The 25013-nt window shown below is 71.4% G+C and carries 21 protein-coding genes; 13 read left to right on the top strand and 8 right to left on the bottom strand.

Annotated features, from left to right (window positions below):
- The first annotated feature begins 269 nt into the window (after window positions 1-269).
- The 9 genes from RB614_RS02210 to RB614_RS02250 all read left to right on the top strand — a co-directional run bounded on the left by RB614_RS02210 (window position 270) and on the right by RB614_RS02250 (window position 9733).
- A complete protein-coding gene (locus RB614_RS02210) occupies window positions 270-641 on the top strand; it encodes a hypothetical protein (protein ID WP_308710615.1) in 372 nt (123 codons plus the stop codon).
- Window positions 642-646: 5 nt separating this feature from the next.
- Window positions 647-1075 carry a hypothetical protein gene (locus RB614_RS02215; protein ID WP_308710616.1) on the top strand — a complete coding sequence of 143 codons (429 nt, stop codon included), beginning with the start codon at window positions 647-649 and terminating at the stop codon, window positions 1073-1075.
- 25 nt (window positions 1076-1100) lie between these two features.
- Window positions 1101-1682, top strand: coding sequence for a hypothetical protein (locus tag RB614_RS02220; RefSeq protein WP_308710617.1), 582 nt, complete (start codon window positions 1101-1103; stop codon window positions 1680-1682).
- 27 nt (window positions 1683-1709) lie between these two features.
- Entirely contained in the window at window positions 1710-2123 is a 414-nt protein-coding gene (locus RB614_RS02225) for a roadblock/LC7 domain-containing protein (protein ID WP_308710618.1), read from the top strand.
- Between the two features lie 126 nt (window positions 2124-2249).
- Window positions 2250-4331, top strand: coding sequence for a molybdopterin oxidoreductase family protein (locus RB614_RS02230; RefSeq protein WP_308710619.1), 2082 nt, complete (start codon window positions 2250-2252; stop codon window positions 4329-4331).
- A complete protein-coding gene (locus RB614_RS02235; protein ID WP_308710620.1) occupies window positions 4328-5767 on the top strand; it encodes an FAD-dependent oxidoreductase in 1440 nt (479 codons plus the stop codon). Before RB614_RS02230 ends, RB614_RS02235 begins: the two co-directional genes overlap by 4 nt.
- The gene (nirB, locus tag RB614_RS02240; protein ID WP_308710622.1) at window positions 5764-8307 is read left to right on the top strand and encodes a nitrite reductase large subunit NirB; all 2544 of its coding nucleotides are present in this window, start codon (window positions 5764-5766) and stop codon (window positions 8305-8307) included. Before RB614_RS02235 ends, nirB begins: the two co-directional genes overlap by 4 nt.
- Window positions 8304-8645 carry a nitrite reductase small subunit NirD gene (gene nirD / locus RB614_RS02245; protein WP_308710623.1) on the top strand — a complete coding sequence of 114 codons (342 nt, stop codon included), beginning with the start codon at window positions 8304-8306 and terminating at the stop codon, window positions 8643-8645. Before nirB ends, nirD begins: the two co-directional genes overlap by 4 nt.
- Window positions 8645-9733, top strand: coding sequence for a uroporphyrinogen-III synthase (locus RB614_RS02250; RefSeq protein WP_308710624.1), 1089 nt, complete (start codon window positions 8645-8647; stop codon window positions 9731-9733). The genes nirD and RB614_RS02250 overlap by 1 nt, the downstream gene beginning before the upstream one ends.
- A 294-nt stretch (window positions 9734-10027) precedes the next feature.
- Here the strand turns inward: RB614_RS02250 and RB614_RS02255 are convergent, their stop codons facing one another.
- Genes RB614_RS02255 through RB614_RS02270 form a run of 4 tightly spaced genes read right to left on the bottom strand, consistent with a single transcriptional unit; the run spans window position 10028 to window position 14656 of the window.
- On the bottom strand, window positions 10028-10654 hold the full coding sequence (locus RB614_RS02255; RefSeq protein WP_173056622.1) for a GTP-binding protein: 627 nt from the start codon (window positions 10652-10654) through the stop codon (window positions 10028-10030).
- Window positions 10635-11003 carry a DUF742 domain-containing protein gene (locus tag RB614_RS02260; protein ID WP_371872125.1) on the bottom strand — a complete coding sequence of 123 codons (369 nt, stop codon included), beginning with the start codon at window positions 11001-11003 and terminating at the stop codon, window positions 10635-10637. The genes RB614_RS02255 and RB614_RS02260 overlap by 20 nt, the downstream gene beginning before the upstream one ends.
- A gap of 57 nt (window positions 11004-11060) precedes the next feature.
- On the bottom strand, window positions 11061-11468 hold the full coding sequence (locus RB614_RS02265) for a roadblock/LC7 domain-containing protein (protein ID WP_173158484.1): 408 nt from the start codon (window positions 11466-11468) through the stop codon (window positions 11061-11063).
- Window positions 11468-14656, bottom strand: a complete 3189-nt coding sequence (locus RB614_RS02270; RefSeq protein ID WP_428982905.1) for a sensor histidine kinase — start codon at window positions 14654-14656, stop codon at window positions 11468-11470. The genes RB614_RS02265 and RB614_RS02270 overlap by 1 nt, the downstream gene beginning before the upstream one ends.
- 470 nt (window positions 14657-15126) lie before the next feature.
- Here RB614_RS02270 and RB614_RS02275 point away from each other — a divergent pair, with 470 nt between their 5' ends.
- Window positions 15127-16296, top strand: a complete 1170-nt coding sequence (locus RB614_RS02275; protein ID WP_308710626.1) for an ABC transporter substrate-binding protein — start codon at window positions 15127-15129, stop codon at window positions 16294-16296.
- A 58-nt stretch (window positions 16297-16354) separates the two neighbouring features.
- Here the strand turns inward: RB614_RS02275 and RB614_RS02280 are convergent, their stop codons facing one another.
- On the bottom strand, window positions 16355-17179 hold the full coding sequence (locus tag RB614_RS02280) for an ABC transporter permease (protein WP_428982906.1): 825 nt from the start codon (window positions 17177-17179) through the stop codon (window positions 16355-16357).
- Window positions 17180-17254: 75 nt separating this feature from the next.
- On the bottom strand, window positions 17255-18280 hold the full coding sequence (locus RB614_RS02285) for an ABC transporter substrate-binding protein (RefSeq protein WP_308710627.1): 1026 nt from the start codon (window positions 18278-18280) through the stop codon (window positions 17255-17257).
- A gap of 229 nt (window positions 18281-18509) precedes the next feature.
- On the opposite strand from RB614_RS02285, the gene RB614_RS02290 reads away from it, so the two are divergent.
- The 3 genes from RB614_RS02290 (at window position 18510) to RB614_RS02300 (ending at window position 22156) form a co-directional block, all read left to right on the top strand.
- Window positions 18510-19457 carry an LLM class F420-dependent oxidoreductase gene (locus tag RB614_RS02290; protein ID WP_308710827.1) on the top strand — a complete coding sequence of 316 codons (948 nt, stop codon included), beginning with the start codon at window positions 18510-18512 and terminating at the stop codon, window positions 19455-19457.
- A gap of 125 nt (window positions 19458-19582) precedes the next feature.
- Window positions 19583-20404 carry an ABC transporter ATP-binding protein gene (locus RB614_RS02295; protein ID WP_308710629.1) on the top strand — a complete coding sequence of 274 codons (822 nt, stop codon included), beginning with the start codon at window positions 19583-19585 and terminating at the stop codon, window positions 20402-20404.
- 93 nt (window positions 20405-20497) lie between these two features.
- Window positions 20498-22156 (top strand): hypothetical protein, encoded by a 1659-nt coding sequence (locus RB614_RS02300; RefSeq protein WP_308710630.1) that lies wholly within the window; start codon window positions 20498-20500, stop codon window positions 22154-22156.
- Between the two features lie 190 nt (window positions 22157-22346).
- On the opposite strand, the gene RB614_RS02305 is transcribed toward RB614_RS02300, so the two are convergent.
- Window positions 22347-23363, bottom strand: a complete 1017-nt coding sequence (locus RB614_RS02305) for a methyltransferase (RefSeq protein WP_308710631.1) — start codon at window positions 23361-23363, stop codon at window positions 22347-22349.
- Window positions 23364-23425: 62 nt separating this feature from the next.
- Complete coding sequence (gene thiC / locus RB614_RS02310; RefSeq protein ID WP_308710632.1) at window positions 23426-25009, bottom strand: phosphomethylpyrimidine synthase ThiC; 1584 nt, start codon at window positions 25007-25009, stop codon at window positions 23426-23428.
- Window positions 25010-25013 lie beyond the last annotated feature (4 nt).

Raw genomic sequence — 25013 nt, forward strand, 5'->3', positions numbered from 1 at the left:
GCCGGACGTAGCATGACGCGCGTCGCATAGGTCACTACAGCACCTCCAGCCATCACACAACCCATCGTGATGGGCAAAATTTCGGTGCTCGGTCAAGCCTTGACTGACTCCTCAGACAGTATTCGGCGCGGCTGGTGCGTGAAGCCGATCACCGTGCGAGATTTCGGTGGAACCGGCGTCAGGCCGACCGCCGCCCCGGGCACCACTACTACTCGCCGGGGCCGCGGTGACGCTCTCAAACACTTGCGAAGCACCGGAGGCAATGACTCATGGCTGCACTGGACACCGCCCTGAAAGACGCGATGAGCATCGAGGGCGCGATCGGCGCCGCACTCGTCGACTACTCCAGCGGCATGACCCTCGGCATCGCCGGCGGCTCCCCCGAACTGGACCTCGGCATGGCCGCGGCGGGCAACACCGACGTGGTCAGGGCGAAGATGCGCACGCTGGAGATGCTCAAGATCGAAGACTCGATCGAGGACGTCCTGATCACGCTGGACACCCAGTACCACCTGATCCGCCCGCTCAGCTCGCGTGCCGGCAAGGGCCTCTTCCTCTACCTCGCGCTGAACAAGTCGCGGGCCAACCTCGGCCTGGCGCGGCACCAGCTGCGCCTGATCGAGTCCTCGATCGAGATCTGACGCCGATGACCGACATCAGCATCAGCCAAGCCGTCACCAACGTGGTGAAGGACTTCCGGCAGACCGTGCCCGACTGCGTCGCCGCCGGCATCGTGGACATGTCGACCGGCATGCTCCTCGCCGTCGACACCGTCGACTCGCACCCCTCCGAGGTGCTCGACCTGCTCGCCGCCGCGACCTTCGACATGTTCCAGGGGCGCAACGTGGTGATGATCGAGGACATCTTCAAGAAGCGGCGCGGGATCGAGCGGTCCGGGCACTACTTCCGGGAGATCCTGGTCAACAGCGAAAACCTGGTGCACCTTTTCATGCGCAGCGCGGTGACGGAAGACATGGTGGCCGTCGTCGTGTGCCGGCGGACGGTCAACATCGGCATGCTGTTTGCCCAGGCCCGGCTGGTGATGCGGACCCTGGACACCAGCTTCGGTGGCTGATGCCTCGGCGGGGCGGCCGTAGGTCATGTCGATCGAGGACGTCATCTGGGGGGATGCGCTACGGATAACCGGCGCGCGTGCCGTGATCGTGACCGCCATCGACACCCGCAAGCCGCTGCGGACGGCGACCATCGAGGCGTTCCCCGATGGGGAGAGCATCGCGGAGATGGCCGCCGCCATGGCCGAGACGGCGGTGGAGTTGGTGCGGCTGACCGACGCGGACACGGCGATGGACGACCTGCTGGTGACCAGCCACCGCTGGTTTCACGTGCTGCGGATCGTCGACGGCGAGGGGCCCGGTGGGTGCGTCGCCCATCTGCTGCTCGACCGGCGGCAGGCCAACCTGGCGATGGCGCGCCGCGAGTTCCGGGAGCTGACCGTCGGGGTGGAACCGGCCGGTGGGCCCGTCCCGCAAGCGGCGGCACCGGCGGTGGAGCTGGCCGGCGCGCTGCCCCGGCGGACGCCCTCGGCGACCGGGCCGTGGGACCGCGGTACCTCGGGGGAGGATCCGGCGGCCGCCTGGTTCGGCGGGTTCGACGGGCACCCGTTCGCGGCGGACGGCCGGACGGTGGAGCGGGTGCGGGACGGCCTGCACCGGCTGGGCTGACACAGCTATTCACAGAGGGGGACAGGGATGGCGGAGACCTCCGAGGAGGAGGCGTACGGGGCGGCGTACGCCGAGATGGCGGCGCTGAAGCAGGCGGTCAGCGGCGTCGTCGGCTCGGTCATCGCCGGCGTGGACGGGCTGCTGCTCATCCACGACCTCAACAGCGGGCCGGAGCCGCACGACATCGCGGCGCTGGCCGCGGCGACGTTCGGCCTGGGCCGGCAGACCGGCTTGGCGCTGCGGCAGGGCCCGTTTCGGGAGTCGACGGTCCGCAGCCACCGCGGCTACTTCTCGGTGTACGCGGTCGGCGACTCCGCACTTCTCGCCGTGCTCGGCGGTGAGGGGCTCAACATCGCCCGCCTGCACCTGGAGGCCCGCCAGGTGACGGCGCGACTGATCACAATGCTGGACGTACACGTCGCCGCCCAGGCCCGCCTCTAGGGCAGTCCACCAGCGGTGATCAAGCCGCCACCTGTCCCTCTTCCGAGGAGTGGAGTGAACGCCTCTTAGCAGGCCCGAAACAATCGGGACCCGACTGCGAAACGGCCCGTCGGCACGCTTTCCGGCATGGCAGGCGCGGTGGAGAGTCTCGTGGTGACCCGGGAGGTCGCCACGCACTGTCCCTACTGCGCGCTTCAGTGTGGCATGACCCTCCGGGCGGCGCCGGAGGGTCGTGTCGAGGTGACGCCGCGCCAGTTTCCGACCAACCGCGGCGGCCTGTGCCAAAAGGGCTGGACCGCGGCCGAGCTGCTCGACCACCCCGACCGGCTGACCACACCGCTGGTCCGGGAGGGTGCCGAGCTCCGCCCGGCCACCTGGGCGGAGGCGCTCGACCGGGTCACCGAGGGCATCCGGGCCACCCAGTCGGCGCACGGGCGCGACGCGGTGGCGGTCTTCGGCGGCGGTGGCCTGACCAACGAAAAGGCGTACGCGCTGGGCAAGTTCGCGCGGGTCGCGCTCCGCACCAAAAACATCGACTACAACGGCCGCTTCTGCATGTCGTCGGCGGCCGCGGCGGGCATGCGGGCGTTCGGCGTCGACCGGGGGCTCCCCTTTCCCCTCGCCGACATCGGCAAGGCGGACACGCTGCTGCTCGTCGGGGCCAACGTGGCCGAGACGATGCCACCGTTCGCCCGATACCTCACCGAGCAGAAGGCGCGCGGCGGCACGCTGATCGTGGTCGACCCGCGGGCCACCGCGACCGCCCGGCAGGCCACGCTCCACCTGCAGCCCACGCCCGGCACCGACCTGGCACTGGCCAACGCGCTGCTGCACATCGCGCTCGGCGAGGGTTGGGCCGACGAGGCGTACGTCTCGGCTCGCACCAGCGGCTTCGACGAGGTGCGGCGCACCGTGGCGAGCTACTGGCCGGCCCGGGTGGAGCGGATGACCGGCGTGCCGGTCGCCGACCTGGAGGCGGCCGCCCGCGCGCTGGCCACCGCGGAGACGGCGATCATCCTGACCGCGCGCGGCGCCGAGCAGCACGCCAAGGGTGTCGACACGGTCACCGCGTTCATCAACCTGGCGCTCGCGCTCGGCCTGCCCGGACGGCCGGGGTCCGGCTACGGCTGCCTCACCGGCCAGGGCAACGGGCAGGGCGGGCGCGAGCACGGGCAAAAGGCCGACCAGCTCCCCGGCTACCGCAAGATCGACGACCCGGCCGCCCGCGCGCACGTCGCCGGCGTCTGGGGCGTCGACCCCGACGACCTGCCCGGTCCCGGCCCCTCGGCGTACGAGTTGCTGACCGGCGACGAGATGCGGGCGCTGCTGGTCTTCGGCTCCAACCCGGTCGTCTCGGCCCCCCGCGCGGCGCGCGTCGAGGCCCGCCTCAGGAGCCTCGACCTGCTGGTCGTCTCCGACTTCGTGCTCTCCGAGACCGCGGCGATCGCCGACGTGGTCCTGCCCACCGCCCAGTGGGCCGAGGAAGACGGCACGATGACCAACCTGGAGGGCCGGGTGCTGCGGCGCCACGCCTTCCGCGAGCCACCGCCAGATGTGAGGACGGATCTGGCGGTGATTGCCGAGCTGGCCTCCCGGCTCGGCGCCGGCACGCGGTTCACCACCGAGCCACGAGCCGTGTTCGAGGAGCTGCGGCGTGCTTCTGCCGGGGGCGCGGCGGACTACGCAGGCGTGACGTGGGAGCGGGTCGACGCTGAGGACGGCGTGTTCTGGCCGTGCCCATCGGTGGACCGGCCGGGTACGCCGCGGCTTTTCCTCGACACCTTCGCCACCCCGGACGGGCGGGCCCGGTTTCTGCCGGTCGAGCACCGGCCGGTCGCCGAGGAGGTCGACGCGGAGTTCCCGCTCTACCTCACCACCGGCCGGGTCCTCGCGCAGTACCAGTCGGGCGCGCAGACCCGGCGGATCGAGCCGCTGCGCCGCACGGCGCCGAGCGCGTTCGTGGAGCTCCACCCCGACCTGGCCGCCCGCCTCGGCATCGAGGCCGGCGACGAGGTCGTGGTCACCAGCCGGCGCGGTGAGATGCGGGCGCCCGCCCGCCTGACCGAGACGATCCGGCCGGACACCGTTTTCGCGCCGTTCCACTGGGGCGGCGCCGCCCGGGCCAACTCACTGACGAGCGATGCCCTCGACCCGACGTCTCGAATGCCGGAGTTCAAGGTGTGCGCAGTCAAGGTGCAAGCAGCATGAATGTCGTCGTCGTGGGCTACGGCATGGCCGGGTCCCGGCTCGCGGCCGAGCTACGCGACCGGGGTCCCCACATCAAGGTCACGGTGCTCGGCGCCGAGCCACACCGGGCGTACAACCGGATCATGCTGTCGAGCGTGCTCGCCGGCAAGGTCCGCGAGCGCGACGTGGAGATCACCGAGGCGGCCGGGCACGGCATCGACCTGCGCCCCGGCGTGGCGGTCACCGCGATCGACCGGGCCGCCCGGACGGTCACCACCGACGCCGGCGACCGCATCGAGTACCACCACCTGGTACTCGCCACCGGCAGCCGCGCGCTCATCCCGCCCCTGTCCGGCCTCGACCGCGAGCACCTGCCCGAGCGGGTCGCGGTGTTTCGCACGCTCGACGACTGCCGGCGCATCCTCGCCACCGCGTCGGGGGCGCGCACCGCGCTCGTACTCGGTGGGGGTCTTCTTGGTCTGGAGGCGGCGCGCGGGCTCGCGGCCCGCGGCATCGCCACCGAGGTCGTCCACGCGGTCGGCCACCTCATGGAGCGCCAGCTCGACCCGGCCGCCAGCGCGGTCCTGGTCCGCACCCTGTCCAGCCTCGGCATCGCCGCGCACCTCGACGCGATGGCCGCCTCGGTGGCCGCCGACGCCGACGGGGTGACGCTCGGCCTGGCCGACGGGCGCGAGCTCCGCGCCGACCTGCTCGTGGTGGCCTGCGGTGTGCGGCCGGAGACCGGGCTGGCCACCGACGCCGGGCTCGCCGTCGAGCGGGGTGTCGTGGTCGACGACCACATGCGCACCAGCGACCGCCACATCTCCGCGATCGGCGACTGCGCGCAGCACGAGGGCGTGGTGAGTGGCCTGGTGGCGCCAGCCTGGGAGCAGGCCCGGATCGTCGCGCGGGTGCTCGGCGGGGAGGACCCGTTCGCGAAGTACCGGCCGCTTCCGGTGGTCACGCGCCTCAAGGCCGCGGGCATCGACCTCGCCGCCATGGGTACCTCGGCACCGGTCGAGGGGGCCGAGGAGCTGAGCTTCGCCGACCCCGCTCGGGGCACCTACGCCAAGCTGACGATCGTCGGCGAACGGCTGACCGGCGCGATCATGCTCGGCGACAACCCGTCCGTCGGCGCGGTGATCCAGCTCTTCGACCGCGGCACGCCCGTACCGACCGACCGGCGCGCGCTGCTGCTCGGCCGGGCGATCGGCGTACCAGCCACGACGCAGGCGGAGTCGCCGGCGCTCATGCCCGACGCCGCCACGGTCTGCCAGTGCAACACCGTCAGCAAGGGAGCACTGGTGCGCTGCTGGCGCGCCGGTGCCCGGTCCGTCGACGACGTGGTCGCCGCGACCAGGGCCACGACCGGCTGCGGCACCTGCCGCGACGCGGTCGAGGGCATCGTCGATTGGCTATCCACAGTGGATTCTTCTGCGTCGGAGGTCGCCGCATGAAGCACCTCGTCGTCGTCGGCAACGGCATGGTCGGCCAGCGGTTCGTGGAGGCGCTGCGCTCGCGCGACACGAGCGGCGAGTGGCGGGTCACGGTGCTGGCCGAGGAGGGGCGCGCGGCGTACGACCGGGTGCGGCTCTCCGCGTTCTTCGACGGCGTCTCGGCCGAGGAGCTGAGCCTGCACACCGCCGACGACGGTGTCGACCTGCGGCTCGGCGAGCCGGTCGTCCGGGTCGACCGGGAGCGGCGGGTCGCGGTGACCGGCGGCGGCGAGTACCCGTACGACGCCCTGGTCTTCGCCACCGGCTCCTACCCGTTCGTGCCCCCGGTCGACGGCGCCGACCTGCGCGGTGTCTTCGTCTACCGCACGCTGGACGACCTGGAGGCGATCCGCGACCACGCGAAGGGGCGGCGCACCGGCGCGGTCATCGGCGGCGGCCTGCTCGGGCTGGAGGCGGCCAACGCGCTGCGGCTGCTGGGCCTGTCGACGCACGTGGTGGAGTTCGCGCCGCGGCTGATGCCGGTGCAGGTCGACGAGGCCGGCGGCGCCATGCTCCGGCGGTACGTCGAGGAGCTCGACGTCAAGGTGCACACCGGCACCGGCACGACGGCGATCCGGCCGCGCAACGACGGCGACTTCGGCCGGCAGGCCGACTCCAGAGGCTCTGTGTACGGGCTGGTCTTGTCTGACGGCTCGTGGATCCAGGCCGACGTCGTGGTGGTCGCGGCCGGCATCCGCCCCCGCGACGACGTGGCCCGCGCGGCCGGGCTCGACGTGGGCGAGCGCGGCGGCATCCTGGTCGACACCGCCTGCCGCACCTCCGACGAGCGGATCTGGGCGATCGGCGAGTGCGCGGCCGTCGAGGGGCGCTGCTACGGGCTGGTCGCACCCGGATACGCGATGGCCGAGGTGGTGGCCGACCGGCTGCTCGGCGGCCAGGCGACGTTCCCCGGCGCGGACATGTCGACCAAGCTCAAGCTGCTCGGCGTCGACGTCGCCTCGTTCGGCGACGCGCACGGCACCGCCGAGGGCTGCCTCGACGTCACGTTCACCGACCCGGCCACCCGCGTGTACGCGAAGCTGGTCCTCTCCGACGACGCCAAGACGCTGCTCGGCGGCGTACTCGTCGGCGACGCCTCGGCCTACCCGACCCTCCGGGCCAGCGTCGGCGGCCCGCTGCCCGGGCCGCCGCTCGCGCTGCTCGCCCCCGAGTCCGGCGGCATGGGCACCGGCGCGGGTATCGCCGCACTCCCCGGCAGCGCGCAGGTCTGCTCCTGCAACGCCGTGACCAAGGACCAGATCGTCGACGCGATCCACGAAGGCTGCACGGACGTACCGGCGATCAAGGCGTGCACCCGCGCGGGCACCAGCTGCGGCTCGTGCGTACCGATGCTCAAGCAGCTGCTGGCGATCTCCGGCGTGCAGATGTCCAAGGCGCTGTGCGAGCACTTCGACCACAGCCGGCAGGAGCTCTTCGAGATCGTCCGGGTGCGGGGCATCCGCACGTTCTCGCAGCTGGTGACCGAGCACGGGCGCGGGCGCGGCTGCGACATCTGCAAGCCGGCGGTCGCCTCGATCCTCGCCTCGCTGGGCAACGGCTACGTGCTCGACGGCGAGCAGGCCGCGCTGCAGGACACCAACGACCACTTCCTGGCCAACATCCAGCGCGACGGCACGTACTCGGTGGTGCCGCGCATCCCCGGCGGGGAGATCACGCCGGACAAGCTCATCGTGATCGGCGAGGTAGCCCGCGACTTCAACCTGTACACGAAGATCACGGGCGGCCAGCGGATCGACCTTTTCGGCGCGCGCGTGGAGCAGCTGCCGCAGATCTGGCGCCGGCTGGTCGACGCCGGGTTCGAGTCCGGCCACGCGTACGGCAAGGCACTGCGCACGGTCAAGTCCTGCGTCGGCTCCACCTGGTGCCGCTACGGGGTGCAGGACTCGGTCGGCCTGGCGGTAGCGCTGGAGCTGCGCTACCGCGGGCTGCGCGCGCCGCACAAAATCAAGTCGGCGGTCTCCGGGTGCGCCCGCGAGTGCGCCGAGGCGCGGAGCAAGGACTTCGGCATCATCGCCACCGACAAGGGCTGGAACCTCTACGTCGGTGGCAACGGCGGCTTCCGCCCGCGCCACGCCGACCTCTTCGCCAGCGATCTGTCCACAGAGGACCTGGTGCGGTACGTCGACCGGTTCCTCATGTTCTACATCCGCACCGCCGACCGGCTGCAGCGAACCGCCGCCTGGATCGAGGCGATGGAGGGCGGTCTCGACCACCTGCGCGCGGTGATCGTCGACGACTCGCTGGGCATCTGCGCGGAGCTCGACGCGGCCATGGCCCGCCACGTCGAGTCCTATGAGGACGAATGGCGGGCCACCGTCGAAGACCCGGAGCGGATGCGCCGGTTCACCTCCTTCGTCAACGCACCGGACACGCCCGACCCCTCGATCACCTTCGAGGTGGAGCGGGGGCAGCCGGTCCCGGCAATGGGCGAGCGCCGACCCGTGGTGCTCGGTCTACCGACCATGGGAGTACGCCAATGACGGACACTCTGACGGAGCGCTGGGAAGTGATCTGCCCGCAGCAGCGGGTGGAGCCCGAGCGGGGTGTGGCCGCGCTCGTCGGCGGGGCACAGGTCGCCATCTTCCGCACGTACGACGGCGGGCTCTTCGCGATCGACAACCGCGACCCGATCGCCGGCGCGAACGTGATGTCGCGCGGCATCGTCGGCAGCCGCGGCGACGCGCCGACGGTCGCGTCGCCGCTACACAAGCAGGTGTACGACCTGCGCACCGGCGAGTGCCTCGACGTGCCCGGCGTGGCGGTGCGCACCTACCCGGTGCGGGTGCGGGACGGCATGGTCGAAGTGGGCGCCGGCTGATGTCGGACGAACTCTCCGGCTTTACCGTCGGAGTGACCGCGGACCGGCGCCGCGACGAGCTGGCCGCCCTGCTCGAACGGCGCGGTGCCCGGGTCGTGCTCGCCCCGGCCCTGCGGATCGTGCCGCTCGCCGACGACACCGAGCTGCGCGCGGCCACCAGGGCCTGCCTGGAGCACCCGCCGGACGTGGTGATGGCCAACACCGGCATCGGCATGCGCGGCTGGCTGGAAGCGGCCGAGGGCTGGGGGCTGGCCGAGCCGCTCCGCTCGGTGCTCGGCCACGCGTACATCGTGGCCCGCGGCCCCAAGGCCCGCGGCGCCATCCGCGCGGCCGGGCTGCACGACGAGTGGTCGCCGGCCTCGGAGAGCTGCGACGAGGTGATCGAGCACCTGCAGCGCCGGGGCGTCGAGGGTCAGGTGGTGGCCATGCAGCTGCACGGCGAACGCCAGCCCGAATGCACCGCCGCGCTGGAGGCCGCTGGCGCGACCGTCATCGAGGTGCCCGTGTACCGCTGGGCGCCGCCCACCGATCCCGCCCCGCTGCACCGCCTGGTCGACCTGATCACCGGGCGGCTGGTCGACGCGGTCACGTTCACCTCGGCCCCCGCGGCGGGCGCTTTGCTGAGAGCCGCCGGCCCGAGCGGCGACGCGGTGCTGGACGCGCTCCGCTCGGACGTACTGGCCGCCTGTGTCGGCCCGGTCACCGCCGCCCCGCTGCGCCGCCACGGCGTACCGGTGGTGGCGCCCACCCGCGCGCGGCTGGGTGCCCTGGTCCGTACGATCGTCGACGAGCTGCCCCAGCGAGCGGTCAACCTGAAGGTGGCCGGCCACGTCCTCACCCTGCGCGGCCACGCGGCCGTGGTGGACGGCGAGCTGCGCCCGCTGGCGCCGGCACCGATGTCGGTGCTGCGCGCGCTGGCCGCGACCCCGGGCCGGGTGCTGTCCCGGGCGGCCCTGCTGCGCACCCTCCCCCGCGGCGCCGACGAGCACGCGGTGGAGATGGCCGTCGCCCGCCTCCGGGCCGGCCTGGGCGCGCCCGGCGTGGTGCAGACCGTGGTGAAGCGCGGCTACCGCCTCCCCGTCGACTAGGCCCTGTTTCAAAAGAATTGTCGAGGCGAGCCGAGGTCCAGGGAGGCTACGAGCCAGCCGACTAGCCGGCACGTCCGTACGGGCTTCGTGCTCGCGCGGCGCCGGCGACTCGGCAAGCTCGCCGGCAAGTCGGGCGCAAGGTCGCATACCGGTGTTGTATGCGGCCTTACGCCCGACGCCGCCGGTCGTCGTCTGGACCCGGCGCAGCCCGGCAAGGATTTTCGAAACAGGGCCTAGCCGGTCACGACGGCGCGCGACCAGGATGCTGGGGCGCGCGCCGCGTGCTGAGCCGGATCAGCCGACCGGGGTGGGGCGGCGACCGCCGCCACGCTCGGCGCGGAGGGTCATCATCGCGTGTTCAACGACGTTGACCAGCACGTGCTTGACCGAGTCGCGGTGCCGGGCGTCGCACAGCACGAGCGGCACGTGGGGTGCGATGGCCAGGGCCTCGCGGATCTCCTCCACCTCGTACTGCGGGGAGCCGTCGAAGACGTTCAGCGCCACCACGTACGGCAGGTGCCGGTTTTCGAAGTAGTCCAGCGGGGCGAAAGCGTCCGCGATACGGCGGGTGTCGACCAGGACGGCCGCGCCCACAGCGCCACGGATGATCTCGTCCCACATGAACCAGAAGCGGGTCTGGCCGGGCGTGCCGAAGAGGTACAGGATCAGGTCTTCGGCCATGGTGATACGGCCGAAGTCCATCGCCACCGTGGTGGTCTCCTTGCCCGGCACCTTCGAGGGATCGTCGATACCCACGCCGGCCGCGGTCATGACCGCTTCGGTGGTCAGCGGGGTGATCTCGGAAACCGCGCCTACGAGCGTCGTCTTGCCGACGCCGAAGCCTCCCGCGATCACGATCTTGGCAGACGTGATCCCTCGGTTTCGGCGCGCCCCTGCGGCGTTATAGCCTGCGAAGTCCACTCAGCACCCTCTCAAGCAGTTCCATCCGCTCCTCATAGGCTTCGACCGGAGCGGCACTGTGCAGCGTCAGCAAGCCCTCCGCCACCATGTCGGCGACGAGCACCCGGGCAACGCCCAACGGGAGCCGGGTATAGGCCGCTATCTCCGCCAGCGACTGCGCACGGTTTTCGCAGACGGTGGCGATGCGGTGCTTGTCGTGGCCCGCGAACCGTGACTCCTGCACGGCGGCCGGGTCCGCCACGAGCACCGCCTCCAGGGCGATGTCGCGGCGTGGTTCGGTGCGCCCACGGGTGACCGCGTACGGCCGGACCAGCGCACCTCTCGGGTCTTCTCGTGGTTGGTCCACCATGACGCGGTCACCTCCTTCCGTTGTCGTAGCGGCGGCACTGTCATTATCTACTTAGGACTAGCGGGTGACGGCCTCTCGGGTCGCCGGCGACAGGGCCGCACCGACCCGCTCGACGAGCAGCGCCATCTCGTACCCCACCTGACCCACGTCACAGCTGCGCGCGGCCAGTACGGCCATCGACGAGCCGTCGCTGATCGACATGAGGAAGAGGTAGCCGCTGTCCATCTCGATGACCGTCTGGAGCACCCCACCAGCGCTGAACATCCGCGAGGCGCCGTCGGTGAGGCTGACCACACCCGACGTGATCGCGGCGAGCTGGTCTGCCCGGTCGGCCGGCAGGTCCCGCGACGACGCGAGGAGCAGGCCGTCGGCCGACACCGCGACGACGTGGGCGATCCCGGCCACGCTGTCGGCGAAGTTGCTGAGCAGCCAACCCATGTCCTGCATCGCTGCTGGCCTCGTCATCAACTGGTCTCCTTGGTAGAGGTGCTCCCGTTTTCCTGCATGCCGGCCGAGCGGCCCCGCTGCACGCCCCGGTGGTACGCGGAGAGCAGGCCGCGGACCTCGTCGGGCGTACGGCGGGCGCGCTCGCGGGTGGTCGAGGTGTCGACCCCACCAGGCACGAGCTGAGCCTGCGGAACGCGCTTGGGCAGGCCGGAACGCGTCTTGCCGCCGTTCACCGGCTCAGCGGCCCGCTCAGCGCGCCGCCAGCCCTCGTCAGCGGCCGTACGCCAGCTGTCTTCGGCGGCGCTGCGCGGGCGCGGCACGGCACCCGCGCCGGAGTCGCCACCCTGGGTGGCGGCGGGCGGGACCACCGGCGGCGCGTACGCGGCCGGAGGCGGCGCGGCCGCGGGCGGCGGCGTACGGCTCGGGAGTGAACCACCCCCGCCGAGGCCGGAGCCGCCGCCGAGCCCGCCGTTGCCGAGGCTCGGGCCGGTGGAGAGTCCGGAGGACCCGCCGGAGAGTCCCGAGGAGCCGCCGGAGAGTCCGGAAGAGCCGCTGGAAAGCCCGGACGACCCGGGGTAGCCCGACGAGCCGCCGGAGAGGCTGGAGGCGGCCGGTGCGCTGGACGACGTGTAGCTGCCGGTCGAGCTCGCCGCGGCGCTGGGTGCGGCGGCGCTGGGGCTCACCGTGGAGAAGATCTGCGTCGACGCCTGGCCGTGCGACCGGAACCAGACCGCCTCCATCTCCCGGTAGATCGGAACCTCGCCGCCGTCGTCGGGGCGCGGCGAGACACCCGGTGAACCGGCGACCGGCCCGGCCGGCAGGCCGGAGGGGGGCAGCACGGCGGGCGTCATCGGGTGGGCGGTCGCCGGGATCGCGGCGTTCTGGCCGCGCTGCGGCAGCGACGCGGGCTGGACGGTCGGGTACGCCACCGTGGGCGAACCCATGCCCTGCGGCTGGCCCAGCGTGCCGCCGGCCGACTGGCCGACCGTCGGGAACGCGCTGGTCGCGGCCGTCGCGTTGACCGGTACCGCGGACGTGTCCCAGGACGGTGTCTGGCTGCTCGGCCAGGGGTCGGAGAGCGTGGCGGCCGAGGAGCGCGCGGCCGGCTGCGACGACCACCCGCCGGACACCGGTCCGGCCGCGGCCGGGCTGGTCTCCACCGCGAGCGGCGAGCGCGGGCGGGTGAGCACCTGCTCGCGGGTACGCGGCTTGGGCAGCACCACGATGCCGCTCGGCAGCGTCACCTGGGCCACCGTGCCGCCCTCGACGTTGGGGCGCAGCTCGACCCGGATGCCGTACCGGGAGGCGAGGCGACCGACGACCGCCAGACCCATCAGCCGGAACGCGGCCACGTCGACCGCGGGCGGCTGGCTGAGCCGGTGGTTGAGCGCCTCCAGCTGGTCTTCGGTGAGGCCCAGACCGCGGTCTTCGATCTGGATCAGCACGTAGTCGCGGATGCGCCGGGCGTCCGCGACGACCACCGTGTTGGGCGGCGAGAACCGGGTGGCGTTGTCGAGCAGCTCGGCGACGAGCCGGACCACGTCGTTGACCGCGTGCGCCGCGATCGAGATGTCGGTGTCGACGGTGCCGAACTCGATGCGGTTGTAGAGCTCCACCTCGGACTGGGCCGCGCGGAGCGCGTCGACCAGCAGCGCGTCGTCGCGCCGCGGCGCGGTGGAGTCGGCGCCCGCGAGCACCAGCAGGTTTTCGTCGTTGCGGCGCATTCGAGTGGCCAGGTGGTCCAGCTGGAAGAGCTGGGCCAGCCGCTTCGGGTCCTCCTCGCCGCGCTCGATCATGTCGAGCTCGCCGATCATGCGGTCGACCAGCGCCTGGCTTCGGCGGGCCAGGTTGAGGAACATCGCCGAGACGCTCGTCCGCAGCGCGGCCTGCTCGGCCGCGATCCGGACCGCCTCCCGGTGTACGACGTTGAACGCCTGGGCCACCTGACCGACCTCGTCGCGGTTGGGCAACCGGATCGCGTCGCGCACTTGTCGCACGATCTCGTCCGGCCCGCCCTCACCGATGCTGCGCACGTCGCGCAGCTGGGCGACGGCGTCGGGCAGGTCGCGGTTGGCCACCGCGAGCGCGCCTTCCCGGAGGCGGCGCAGCGAGCGGTTGAGCGAGCGGGCCAGGACCACGGCGAGCGCGACGGCGATGAAGAGCGTGATGAGCACGAGGATCGACTCGACGACCGCCTGGCGGACCACGGCCGCCCGGACGTCGTCGGCCTCGGTGAGCGCCCGCTCCTCCAGCTTGACCTCGGCGAAGCGCATGAGGTCGACCACCGCGCCGATCGAGCGCTGAGCGTCGACGGCCTGTGTGGCGCCGGGCCGCTGGCCGACGGTGCGGGTCACCTCCGCCTCGCTGGACTGGGCCAGGTTGACCGCGTCGCCGGTGACCGTGGCGTCCGCGATGGCCTGCTGCTCACTGCTCGCGACCAGCTCGAACGCCTGCTGCGCGGACTCCTGGCTGGTGAGCGTGCTGAGGAACGAGTTGAGCTGCTCCTGGCCCAGGGCCTCGCCGCTGATCAGGGCGGCGTAGACGACCGCCTCCTCCTCGGCCTTGGCCGCCTTGGCCTTGGCGAACGCGGCGACCGCGCGCAACTCTTCGGCCAGGTCACCCTCGCCGGCGAGCTGGCCGAGCACGTCGCCGTACGCCACGAGGTCGGTGAGGATGTTGCCGTAGCGGAGCACCGACTCGGCGACCGAGCGCTGCTGGCGGGCGAGCATGTCCTGGCGGGTGATGTTGAGCGTGGCCAGGTGCTCGTCGATCCGGGCGAGCCGGGCCTCGACCGAGCCGGGCACGTCGCCGATCGACTGCCGCTCGGCCGTGTACGCCGCGACCCGCTCGTCGGTGACGTTCACAGCCTGGTTGTAGAGGTCCTTGTAGTCGACCCTCTGCGCCCCCTGGGGCGGATCGGCCAGGTAGACCGCGGCGGCCATCCGCTCCTTGTGCAGATCCTGCGTCAACGCCGAGACGTTGGCGGACAGAGAGGTCAGATCGCGAATCAGGCTCGCGTCGAGGGCGTCGCGACCGACGTCGACCAGCCGGACCGTGGCGAGCGCGAGCACCGCCGCGACCGGCACGACGAGGATGAGCGCCAGCTTGGACCTGATCCGCGCGTCACGCAGGCGCGGAAACCAACGGCGCGCAGCACGGCGGGCCTGCGCACCTTTTTCGGGCAGGGTCGTAGGTCCCGTGCTCACGACATCGCCTCCGTCGTCGTCTCCGCGTGCGACCCGCTCGACCGACGCCTGGGTGCATCGGTTGGCGCCGCACGCGGCACGGCCGCGATTTCACCAGAAACGGCACCCACTTGGGAAGCCTCAGTCCGGCAGGAAACGGTCGCACCATCCCCAATACAAACTCCGCGCACTCCGCCCCTTCCCAGAAATGTGCCCCTGACCTGCACAAACAGCAGTCTGTAAGGCATTGATGTCAATAAAGTTAACGGGTGCAAACTTCTTCGCAAACCACTATGTGGGATAGCTGTCCCGTGGAACAGGTACTCTCCCGCTTGACCCTGGCGTCCGCCGTTGGCATGGTTTTCCAGGTTCGAACGACTGCGCGTTCACACCGTACGGCAGGCCGGTCCGCGTCGCTCCACAGGGGACGGACAGCGGTCTCCAGCCCTTAAAACACCAGCTCTGCTGGGCCGTCCACATGGAGGACCACATTGAGGCCCATACGCTCCGTGACGCTGTCTGCGCTCACCGCAGCCGCGCTGGTTCTGTCGGCGTCCGCCTGCCAATCGGGCGAGGACGCGGGAGACGTCGAGGAAGTCATCATCGGCGCCGACCTTGAGCTGTCCGGGCCCACAGCGGCCATCGGAGAGGCGTACCGGCGCGCTCTCGAGCTGAAAATCAGCCAGGTCAACGACTCCGGCATCCTCGGCAACCGAAAGCTCCGGCTGGACCCGAAGGACAACCGCTCCGACTCCAGCCGGTCCCTGACCAACGTGGGAGCGTTCGCAAACAACCCCAATGTCGCGGCGGTCGTCATGGGCACCTGCGCCGAGTGCGTCGAGCGGGTGGCGGAGACCGTCAAGGACCGGCGGGTACCCACCATCGCGCTGGCCCCGGCCGGCGGCGTCGTGGCACCGGTGAAGGACCGGCAGTGGGTCTTCAAGATCGGGCCGAACGCGGCCGACAACGCCGCCGCGCTCGCCCGCGAGATCAACGCCGCCAAGAAGAAGCGGGTCGGCCTGCTCTACACCAACGACCTGTACGGCAAGGAGGGCCTGGCCGCCATCCGCGGCGCGCTGGGCGAGTCGAACGTGACGGCCACGGCCGTCCGCCCCACCGACACCGACGTGAGCCAGGCGATGGAGACACTCCTGGCGGAAAGCGCCGAGCCGGTCGAGGCGATCGTCGTGTGGACGTTCGCCGAGCAGGCGGCGCTGGCGGCGGCGAGCGCGCAGCAGGCCGGCTTCAAGGGCCCGATCTACTTCGACGGGGCGGCCGCCGGCGACCTCTTCCTCGCCGGCCAGAAGGCCACCAACGGCGCCACGATGGTCTTCACCCAGACGATGGTCATCGACGACGTCATCGCCACCACGCCAGCCACGGCGGCCCGCAAGCAGTGGTTCCGTGACTACACCGCCAAGTACGGCAGCTACTACGGCTTCTCGTCCTTCGCCGCCGACGCGGTCCAGATGGTCGCCAACGCGTTGCAGCAAAGCTCCACGGTGAGCCGCGACAGCATCCGGTCCATTGTGGAGACGTCACAGTTCGACGGGTTGTCCGGGCCGATCCGGATCACCCCGGACAACCATTCCGGCCTGATGCCGCAGGCACTCACCGTGCTCGTGGCCCGCAACGGCCGCTGGCGGCTGGCCACCGGCTGAAAACCCATCTGGTACGGCGCCGGCACCGCCGGCGCCGTACCGGGCGATCCTTCGGGGTTCAGCGGTCGGTGGTGGCGCGCACCCACGGAAGCAGCAGGCGCTCCAGGCCGACCAGCAGGTAGTAGAACACGATCGTCGTGGCGGCGATCAGGACGAATGCGGCGAAGGCCGTCGCCGACATCCCCTGGCCCAGCGTCTGCACGATGATCGAGCCGAGGCCTGGCCGCTCCGCGTCACCGGCCTGGAACTCGCCGATGATCGCGCCCACCGCGGCCAGCGGCAGCGCCAGCTTGAGGCCGACGAAGACCTGCGGCAGCGCGGCGGGCAGCCGAACCTTGAGAAACATCTTGGCGCGCGACGCGTCGAGCGACCGCGCCATCTCGGCGAGCTCCGCCGGCGTACGGGTCAGCCCCGTCACCGTGGAGAGCACGACCGGGAAGAAACACATCACGAAAATCATGAACTGGATGGGCGGCTGGCCCCAGCCGAGCCAGGCGACCAGCATCGGCCCGAAGGCGATCTTCGGCACCGCGTTGACGGCCACCAGCAGCGGCGAGAACATCCGCTCCAGCAGCGCCGAGCTGGCCAGCACCAGTCCGATCAGGAAGCCGACGACCGAGGAGACGATGAAGCCCACCAGCGTCTCCAGGGAGGTCACCAGCATGCCCTCGAGGATGAACTCCCGATTGTCGAAGAAGCCGCGCACCACGTCCTGTGGCGGCGGCAGCACGACCGGGTGGGCCAGGCCGAACACGCTGGTGATGAGCCACCAGGTGAAGACCGTCACGGCGAAGCCGGCGATGGGATAGACGAAGACCGGCATCCGTATCTGGGACCGGTCGGCGACCGCGACGGGCGGCGCGGCGACGGACGTCTCGCTCATTTTGTCTGGCTCCTTGCGCGTCTGTTCGGGTGTGGTGGCCCGGCCGGCCACCACACCCGTCGCTCTCCTAGCGAATCAGACCTTCGGCAGCAGGTCGACGGAGATGATCTGCTCCGGCGTGATGCCCTGCGGGAGCTGACCCGCGCCCTGCAGGATCGCGATGCTCCGGGCCACCCGCTGGGTGTCGATCGTGCCAATCTTCTCGCCGCTGCCCGCGGAGCGGACGAACGAGGCCATCAGCTCGAGCTCGGCCTTGGCGGCCGCGGGGTTCGCCGTGTTGTCCTTGCTCTGCAGGATCTTCCCGGCCTCCTCCGGGTTGGCCAGCGAGTACTCCAAGCCCTTGAGCAGCGCCTGGGTGAACCGCTTGACCTCCTCCGGCTTCTCCTTGGCGTTCTTGGTCGAGGTGATCAGCACGTTGCCGTACAGGTCGGTCAGGTAGTCGCTGTACGGCAGGAAGGTCGGCGTCTTCTTGGTCACCGCCTCGATCGTCGGCCGGCCGACCACGAACTGGCCGATGCCGTCGACCTTGCCCGAGCCGAGCGTGGCGATCAGCGTCGCGGCCTCGCCGTCCTGCCACTTCACCTTGTTGTAATCGACGTTCGCCAGCTTCGCGTACGTCGGGAACAGGTTGCGCACGACGGAGCCGGGAGTGTCGGCGAGGGTCTTGCCCTCCAGGTCCTTCGGCGTGGTGATCTTCTTGTCCGACGTGGACGCGATGGCGGCCATCGTGCGCTGCTGGATCGCGGCGACCGCGGTGAAGTCCTTCGTGCCCTTGCCGAACGTGAGCAGGCCACCAGTCAGGTCGATCGGGGTGTAGTCGGCCTTACCGGAAACGATGGTGGTGATGTTTCCGCCGGTACCCTGACCTTTCTGGATAGTCACGTCAAAGCCGGCTTCACGGAAGAAACCCTTTTCAAGTGCGACCCAGCCATACGCGTCACGACCGAAGTTGCCGAACGACGTGAGGTACGTCACCTTTGCCAGTTCACCGCCGGAGCCGGCGTTGGTGGTGTCTTCAGGTTCGTCGGAGCTGCAACCGGTCACGACGGCCAGAGCCGTGGCCAGGGCGGCTACCGCGAACGTACGGGTAACCCTTCTCATGAACAGATTCCTTCCAACTGGAGGGGGCGTTGGAGCGACGGCGTCGAGATCGAGGGGTGACCACGAAGCCGGTCATGAATGTCGCGCCACAGCGTAGGCGAAAGCCCGGTTTGCGACGCAAGGCGTATCGGGTTACGAACCGATCCCGGCTGGGGTATCGCGGCGTAACAGGATCCGGCTAACCTGACCGCGACCAATCACCCCCATCACCTTGAGACAGGCGGTTACTGTGCGGGTCTGCGTCTTCACAGAGCCACACCGCGGCGCGACGTACGAGGATCAGCTGCGCCTCGCCCGGCTCGCCGAGGACGCCGGCTTCGAGGGCTACCTGCGCGCCGATCACTACCAGGCGATGGGGCTCGAGTCCGGGCTCCCCGGGCCCACCGACGCCTGGATCACGCTGGCCGGACTCGCCCGCGAGACGTCCCGCATCCGGCTCGGCACGCTGGTCACGTCGGTGACGTTCCGGCTGCCCGCACCGCTCGCGATCGCCGTGGCCCAGGTCGACCAGATGAGCGGCGGCCGCGTCGAGCTCGGCATGGGCACGGGGTGGTACCAGCGCGAGCACGTCTCGTACGGGATACCGTTCCCGCCCACCGGGGAGCGCTTCGACATGCTCGCCGAGCAGCTCGCGGTCATCACCGGGCTGTGGAGCACGCCGGTCGGGGAGCCGTTCAGCTTCAAGGGCGAGCACTACCAGCTCACCGACGCGCCCGCGCTGCCCAAGCCGGTGCAGGTGCCCGGGCCGCCGGTCATCGTGGGTGGCCGTGGCCCCAAGCGCACGCCCGAGATCGCCGCTCGGTACGCGGACGAGTTCAACATGCCGTTCAAGACGGTGGCCGAGACGAAGGGCGCGTTCGACCGCGTGCTCGCGGTCTGCGACCAGGTCGGGCGGGCCGAGTCCGGCAAGGCGCCGCTCGTGCTGTCGGCCGGCATCGTGGTCGCCATCGGCCGCACCGACGCGGAGGCCAAGCGGCGCGCGGCCCCTCTGCACGCGCCCAGCGCGCTCCCGCCGGAGGACCCGGTGGTCGGCTCGCCCGCGCAGCTCGTCGAGCGGATCGGCGAGTTCGCGGCGATCGGCGTCACCCGGGTGCACCTGCGGTTCATCGAGATCACCGACGTCGACCACCTTGACTTGGTGGCTTCCGAGGTGCTTCCACAGGTTGTCGCCCTCTGATCGCGGAGCGCGAAAATGACCATGGCGACGTGTGCCGCGGCAGAGCTTCCCGATAGCCTGGCGTCGGCGCAGTGGCGCCGCGCGAGCGGAGCGCCGACCAACGCAGCCCCGGTAGGGAGCACACGATGATTCGACTGGCCGGAGTTTCGCAGACGTTCCAGGCGCGTTCGGGCGCGGTGGAGGCGCTGCGAAACATCAACCTGACCGTCGCCGAGGGCGAGTTCATCGCGGTCATCGGCCGCTCCGGCTGCGGAAAGTCCACTTTGCTCCGGCTGATCGCCGGGCTCATCAAGCCGAGCGCGGGCGAGGTCGCGGTCGGCGGGGCCCAGGTCAGCAAGCCGCGCAAAGACATCGCGATGATGTTTCAGCGGCCGGCGCTGCTGCCGTGGCGCTCGGTCCTCGACAACGTGCTGCTCCCGGTGGAGATGTTTGGCTGGAAGCGGTCCGAGCACCGCGCCCGGGCCGAGGAGCTGCTCGACATGGTCGGGCTGGGCGGTTTCCACCGCAAGCAGCCGCACGAGCTCTCCGGCGGCATGCAGCAGCGGGTGGCGCTGTGCCGGGCGCTGATCCAGCGTCCCAAGGTGATGCTGATGGACGAGCCGTTCTCCGCCTTGGACGCGCTCACCCGCGAGGAGCTCTCGACCGAGCTGCAGCGGGTCCACATGGACCTCGGCGCCACCACGGTCTTCGTGACGCACTCGATCGACGAGGCCGTGCTGCTCGCCGACCGCGTCGTGGTGCTCAGCCCGCGCCCCGGCCGGCTCCGGCGGATCGTCGACGTCAACATCCCGCGCCCCCGCTCGCTGGGGCACAACGCATACCTGGAAGAGGTCGCCCGTTGCAGTGCCGAGCTGCACGAGCTGCTGCTCACGCCGGACGGTCCGCCCGGGGCTCCGGAGGCCCATCCGGTGCCGCCGCAGACCCAGCGTACGCGGCAGAAGGTTTGATTTCTTAAGGGACTTTCAGCGGGTTCTGGGAAGTCCGTCAAGCCACGACCGGCCGGGTAGCGAGGCGGGTCACGGAGCCGTAACGTGCCTGGCATGGCCATCCGTACGTGGAGCAGGGTGCTCCTCGCCGCGCTCGGCGTCGCCATGCTCGCCGCGGCCAGCCAGCTCGGCGTGGCCTTCGGCCTCGGCATCGTCCGGCTGAGCCGCACCTTCGCGGTCGACCAGGAAAACCAGTGGACCACGCAGATGGCCTGGGTGACCTGGTTCGCCATGGTGGCGGCCGTTGCCGGCGCGGTGGCGGCCGACCGGATGGCCCGGCGCCGCGGCTACGAGGGCGGCACCGGCTCCCGTATCGCGTACTCCGTCTTCGGCGGCATCGGCGCCGCGGTGCTGGTGCCGCTGTGCATGCAGCCGGCCCGCTTCGCGATCGTGCGCGCCACCGATCCGGTGCTGGTCATCGGCCTTTCCGCCGCGCTGGGCGCGGTGGCCGGGGTGCTCGTCGCGGTGGCCGCGCTGAGCCACCAGCCTCTGTTGTGGAACGTCGGCGCCGTCACCGCCGGCGCCTGGGTCCTGGCCCTGGCCTCGGTGGTCCCGTCGCTCGGCCCCGACGACCCGCTGCCCAACCTGCGCCTGGGCGTGCTCGACCTGCCCTCGTTCAGCACGGGCGCCGCACAGAGTTCGGCGGTCGTGACGATGCCGTTGCTGGCGCTCGCGCTGGGCGCCGCCACCGCCGGCCTCGGCCGCTGGCTGGGCCGGCCGCCGGTCACGATCGCCGCCTCCGGCATCGTCGGCCCGGCGATGCTCTGCCTGGCCTACCTGGTCGCCGGCCCGGGCAGCGAGACCGACAAGTTCCAGGCCGCGCCGTACTGGGGTGCCCTGGTCGCGGTCGGCGCCGGCACGCTGGGCTCGGTCCTGGCCACGGTCGCCCGCCGCCCGAGCCTTCGTCCCGCCACCCCGGCCGGGGAGCCGGGTGCGGCCCCGCAGGAGCAGACCCCACCTGCCCGGCCGCCCCGCGAGCCCGCCATCCAGCCGGTCTTCCGCGAGCCACCGACCGGCGAGTGGAGCGTCCCCCTGCCCCGGCACAGCGCGAAGCCGTCCACATCGGCCGCCGACGAGACGACCGACCCGCTGCCCACGATCGAGCCCTCGACCGGCCGGACCGGCAGTGCCTCGGGGGGTGGCGGCCTCTTCGACGAGCCGACCGCCGACCTCTCGCCACAGTCTCCGCCGCAGATCGCCCGCCCGAGCCCGTCGCCGGTGCGCCCGGCTCGCCGCCGGCCACCGAGCGGTCGCGACCCGGGGGCCGCCGGTGCCGCCACCGCCTTCTCCGCCGGCCGCCGCGCCGCCGGCTACTCCACGGGCGAGCTACCCGTCTACACGGACGACGACCGGCCCAGCGACCGCGCCGGGAGTGCGGGCGGTGACCGGGGCCGGCCGGCGGGCGGCGGCCCAGCGGGCGAGGAGCCCACCGACCGCAAGGCCCGCAAGCGCGGCAAGGAGACGCCCGCCGCCGAGGAGCCGACCGCGCGCCAGCGCCGGGGACTGTTCGGGCGCCGCCGCGCGGCCGACCCCGCCCCGGAGTCCCCGGAGCCGGCCGGCACTCTGGACGTCCCGACCCAGCGCGATCTCCCCACCCAGCGTGGCGACCAGCCCCGCCCCGAGCCCGCGCTCAAGCCCCGCGACGAGGAGTACGTCGACTGGGTGAGCGGCCTGTCCAGCCGCGACGCGGACCCCCACGACAAGCTCCGCTGACCCGCGACACCAGCCAGACAAAGCGCGAAGCGGGCCCCGGCCCGCGGCACCAGCCAGACAAAGCGCGAAGCGGGTCCCGGCCCGCGCGAGGCAGAACGCCGGGTCGCGGCGGCAGCCGGCAAAGAGCGAAGCGGGGCCGCCCCCAACCGCGGCCCCGCCCGGCGCGTCCCGCAAAGGCGCGCCTGTCGCGTCAAGGCTTGCGGGCCACCACCACGCCGTTGGCGCCCGGGGCGTCGAAGTGGACCACGTGCGGGTCCACAAAGCCCGCGTCGGTCAGCCAGTCCGTGTACTCGGTCTCCGAGTAGTTGCGCCCGCCCACCGTCTCCACCAGCATGTTCATGCCCATCAGCGCGGCCGAGGCCGGGCCGGTACGGTCGGCGTTGAGCAGCAGCTCCGAGATGACCACAGCACCGCCGGACGGCAGAGCGGCGTAGCTCTTGGCCAGCAGGTCGCGGTTGGTCGGCTCGTCCCAGTCGTGCAGGATCATGCTGAACAGCATCACGTCGTACCCGCTCGGCAGCCCCTCGTCGTGCAGGAAGTTGCCGGCCACGGTGTCGATCCGGTCGGTCAGCTGCGCCGCGGCGGCCTTCTCGGCGGCGATCGGTACGACGTGCGGCAGGTCGAAGACCGTGGCCCGCAGCGCCGGGTACCGCCGGCACAGCTCGATCGGGTACGCGCCGGAGCCGCCGCCCACGTCGAGCAGCCGCGAGTGCGCACCGAAGTCGTACGCCTCGCCGAGCGCCCGGGCGGTGAAGATGGACGTCGAGTACATCGCCTCCCAGAAGAGCGCGAGCAGCTGCGGGTCCTCGGTCTCGAACATCGACTCCTGGGTGTCCGGGTCCCAGGTCAGCGGGCGGTCGGTGCGCAGCGCGTCGCCGACCCGGTGCCAGGCCAGGTAGGTGCGCCGGTCGCAGTAGCGCACCTGGCCGCCGAAGTAGTACGGCTTGCCGGCGACCAGGAACTCCTCGGCCAGCGCCGAGTTGCGGTAGCCGTCGCCATCGCGCTCCAGCAGGCCGAGCGAGGCGCACGCGGCGAAGAGGAGGTCGGCCGGGCGCTCGGCGAGGCCCAGCTCGGCGGCGGCCTTCCCGACGGTGATGCTCTTGCCACCGGACAGCCGGGTGAACAGGTCGAGCTCCACGGCGGCGGCGAACGTCTTGAAGCTCCAGAAACCGGACACGAGGCGCATGAGGGGAGACGGCGTCAGCATTCGGACATGCTACAAAGTTCAACTAACGCCGTCAGCCCCAAGATTGTGAACTTTTCAGGTCGTCACGCCTGTGGCAGGTACACCCGGCCTCCGGCCTCGACGAACTCCTCCGACTTCTCCTTCATCCCCTTTTCCGCGTACGCCTTGAGCTCCTGCGTGATCTTCATGGAGCAGAACTTGGGGCCGCACATCGAGCAGAAGTGCGCGGTCTTGGCCGGCTGGGCGGGGAGCGTCTCGTCGTGGTACGCCCGCGCGGTCTCCGGGTCGAGCGCCAGGTTGAACTGGTCCTCCCAGCGAAACTCGAAGCGGGCCTTGGAGAGCGCGTCGTCCCACGACTGCGCGCCCGGGTGTCCCTTGGCGAGGTCGGCGGCGTGCGCGGCGATCTTGTACGCGATCACGCCGGCCTTCACGTCGTCGCGGTCCGGCAGGCCGAGGTGCTCCTTCGGCGTGACATAGCAGAGCATCGCCGTGCCGTACATGCCGATCATCGCGGCCCCGATCGCCGAGGTGATGTGGTCGTACGCCGGCGCGATGTCCGTGGTCAGCGGCCCGAGCGTGTAGAACGGCGCCTCGTGGCACACCTCCTGCTGGAGGTCCACGTTTTCCTTGATCTTGTGCATCGGCACGTGGCCGGGGCCCTCGATCATGACCTGCACGTCGTGCTCCCAGGCGATCGTCGTCAGCTCGCCCAGCGTGCGAAGCTCCGCGAACTGCGCCTCGTCGTTGGCGTCCGCGATCGAGCCGGGCCGCAGCCCGTCGCCGAGCGAGAACGTGACGTCGTAGCGGGAGAGGATCGCGCACAGCTCGGCGAAGTTGGTGTAGAGGAAGTTCTCCTCGTGGTGCGCCAGGCACCAGGCCGCCATGATCGAACCGCCCCGGGAGACGATGCCGGTGACCCGCTCCACGGCCAGCGGCACGTACCGCATGAGCACGCCCGCGTGCACCGTCATGTAGTCGACGCCCTGCTCGCACTGCTCGACGACGGTGTCCCGGAAGACCTCCCAGGAGAGCTTCACCGGGTCGCCGCCGACCTTCTCCAGCGCCTGGTAGATCGGGACGGTGCCGATCGGCACGGACGCGTTGCGGATGATCGCCTCGCGGGTCTCGTGGATCCGCTTGCCGGTCGACAGGTCCATCACGGTGTCCGCGCCCCACCGGGTGGCCCAGGTCAGCTTCTCCACCTCCTCGGCGACGGAGGAGGTGACCGCGGAGGTGCCGATGTTGGCGTTGACCTTCACCAGGAAGCGCCGTCCGATGATCATCGGCTCCGACTCGGGGTGGTTGACGTTCGCCGGCAGCACCGCCCGGCCGGCCGCGATCTCCTCGCGCACCAGCTCGGACGAGACGTCTTCGCGGATGGCCACGAACTCCATCTCCGGCGTCACCACCCCGGCGCGCGCGTAGGCGAGCTGGGTCGGGCGGGAGCCGGCCAGCGGCGTACCGGCACCCCGCACCGGCGCGACGTCGCCCCGCTCGGCGATCCACCGGCCGCGCATCGGGGGCAGCCCGACCTCCGGGTCCGAGCCGGGGCCGGACGTGTCGTAGAGCCGGACCGGCGGCTCACCACCGGTCAGGTCCACCTCGGCGAACGGCACCCGGATGTCCGGGCGGGAGCCCTCCACGTACACCTTGCGACGAGCTGACATCGTG

The sequence above is a fragment of the Phytohabitans maris genome, from assembly GCF_031085175.1.
Taxonomy (GTDB): Bacteria; Actinomycetota; Actinomycetes; order Mycobacteriales; family Micromonosporaceae; genus Phytohabitans; species Phytohabitans maris.